This window comes from Stenotrophomonas sp. 169 (genome assembly GCF_014621775.1).
Taxonomy (GTDB): domain Bacteria; phylum Pseudomonadota; class Gammaproteobacteria; order Xanthomonadales; family Xanthomonadaceae; genus Stenotrophomonas.
Genome location: NZ_CP061204.1, coordinates 4,100,001 through 4,102,500, shown reverse-complemented (window position 1 = coordinate 4,102,500; position 2,500 = coordinate 4,100,001). Strand labels below are relative to the sequence as shown.

The 2,500-nt window shown below is 54.0% G+C and carries 1 rRNA gene (running past both ends of the window); it reads left to right on the top strand.

Going from position 1 to position 2,500, the window contains the following annotated elements:
- A 23S ribosomal RNA gene (locus ICJ04_RS17955) occupies positions 1-2,500 on the top strand (it extends past both window edges: 278 nt to the left, 106 nt to the right).

Here is a 2,500-nt window from a genome sequence, read left to right as displayed (position 1 = left end):
TTCTAGGAAAACAGTCTGGAAAGACTGGCCATAGAAGGTGATAGCCCTGTATCTGAAAGGGCCATTTCAGTGAAGACGAGTAGGGCGGGGCACGTGAAACCCTGTCTGAACATGGGGGGACCATCCTCCAAGGCTAAATACTACTGACCGACCGATAGTGAACCAGTACCGTGAGGGAAAGGCGAAAAGAACCCCGGAGAGGGGAGTGAAATAGATCCTGAAACCGTGTGCGTACAAGCAGTAGGAGCCTCGCAAGGGGTGACTGCGTACCTTTTGTATAATGGGTCAGCGACTTACTGTTCGTGGCAAGCTTAACCGTATAGGGGAGGCGAAGGGAAACCGAGTCTGATAAGGGCGCATAGTCGCGGGCAGTAGACCCGAAACCGGGTGATCTAGTCATGGCCAGGGTGAAGGTGCCGTAACAGGTACTGGAGGCCCGAACCCACGTCTGTTGCAAAAGACGGGGATGAGCTGTGATTAGGAGTGAAAAGCTAATCGAACCCGGAGATAGCTGGTTCTCCTCGAAAGCTATTTAGGTAGCGCCTCATATGTATCCTCTCGGGGGTAGAGCACTGTTATGGCTAGGGGGTCATCGCGACTTACCAAACCATTGCAAACTCCGAATACCGAGACGGACTGTATGGGAGACACACGGCGGGTGCTAACGTCCGTCGTGAAAAGGGAAACAACCCAGACCCACAGCTAAGGTCCCAAATTCACTGCTAAGTGGAAAACCATGTGGAAAGGCACAGACAGCCAGGAGGTTGGCTTAGAAGCAGCCACCCTTTAAAGAAAGCGTAATAGCTCACTGGTCGAGTCGGTCTGCGGGGAAGATTTAACGGGGCTAAGCAGTGAACCGAAGCTTGGGGTGTGCAACCTTCAGGGTTGTACGCGGTAGAGGAGCGTTCCGTAAGCCGTTGAAGGTGGATTGAGAAGTCCGCTGGAGGTATCGGAAGTGCGAATGCTGACATGAGTAACGATAATGCGGGTGAAAAACCCGCACGCCGAAAGCCCAAGGTTTCCTTGCGCAACGTTAATCGGCGCAGGGTGAGTCGGCCCCTAAGGCGAGGACGAAAGTCGTAGTCGATGGGAAGCAGGTTAATATTCCTGCACCTCGCGTAAGTGCGATGGAGGGACGGAGAAGGTTAGGCGTACCAGGCGTTGGTTGTCCTGGGGAAAGGCGGTAGGTTTGGATCTTTGGCAAATCCGGGATCCTTTAAGACCGAGCACCGAGACGAGTCTTTAAGACGAAGTCGCTGATACCACGCTTCCAGGAAAAGCTCCTAAGCTTCAGCTTACGCAGACCGTACCGTAAACCGACACAGGTGGGTAGGATGAGAATTCTCAGGCGCTTGAGAGAACTCGGGTGAAGGAACTAGGCAACATGGCACCGTAACTTCGGGAGAAGGTGCACCCTTTTTGGTGGCTCATGCGAGCTATAGCTGAAGAGGGTCGCAGTAACCAGGCCGCTGCGACTGTTTATCAAAAACACAGCACTCTGCAAACACGAAAGTGGACGTATAGGGTGTGACGCCTGCCCGGTGCTGGAAGGTTAATTGATGGGGTCAGCCGCAAGGCGAAGCTCTTGATCGAAGCCCCAGTAAACGGCGGCCGTAACTATAACGGTCCTAAGGTAGCGAAATTCCTTGTCGGGTAAGTTCCGACCTGCACGAATGGCGTAACGACAGCGGCGCTGTCTCCACCCGAGACTCAGTGAAATTGAAATCGCTGTGAAGATGCAGCGTTCCCGTGGCAAGACGGAAAGACCCCGTGAACCTTTACTATAGCTTTACACTGAACGTTGAGTTCGTCTGTGTAGGATAGGTGGGAGGCTATGAAACTGTGGCGCTAGCTGCAGTGGAGCCAACCTTGAAATACCACCCTGTCGTGCTTGACGTTCTAACCTAGGTCCGTAATCCGGATCAGGGACCGTGTATGGTGGGTAGTTTGACTGGGGCGGTCTCCTCCTAAAGAGTAACGGAGGAGCTCGAAGGTACGCTCAGCGCGGTCGGACATCGCGCACTGTGTGCAAAGGCATAAGCGTGCTTGACTGCAAGATCGACGGATCAAGCAGGTAGGAAACTAGGACTTAGTGATCCGGTGGTTCTGTATGGAAGGGCCATCGCTCAACGGATAAAAGGTACTCCGGGGATAACAGGCTGATACCGCCCAAGAGTTCATATCGACGGCGGTGTTTGGCACCTCGATGTCGGCTCATCACATCCTGGGGCTGTAGTCGGTCCCAAGGGTATGGCTGTTCGCCATTTAAAGTGGTACGCGAGCTGGGTTCAGAACGTCGTGAGACAGTTCGGTCCCTATCTGCCATGGGCGTTGGAGATTTGAGAGGGGCTGCTCCTAGTACGAGAGGACCGGAGTGGACGAACCTCTGGTGTTCCGGTTGTCACGCCAGTGGCATTGCCGGGTAGCTATGTTCGGAAGCGATAACCGCTGAAAGCATCTAAGCGGGAAGCGCGCCTCAAGATGAGATCTCCCGGGGCAC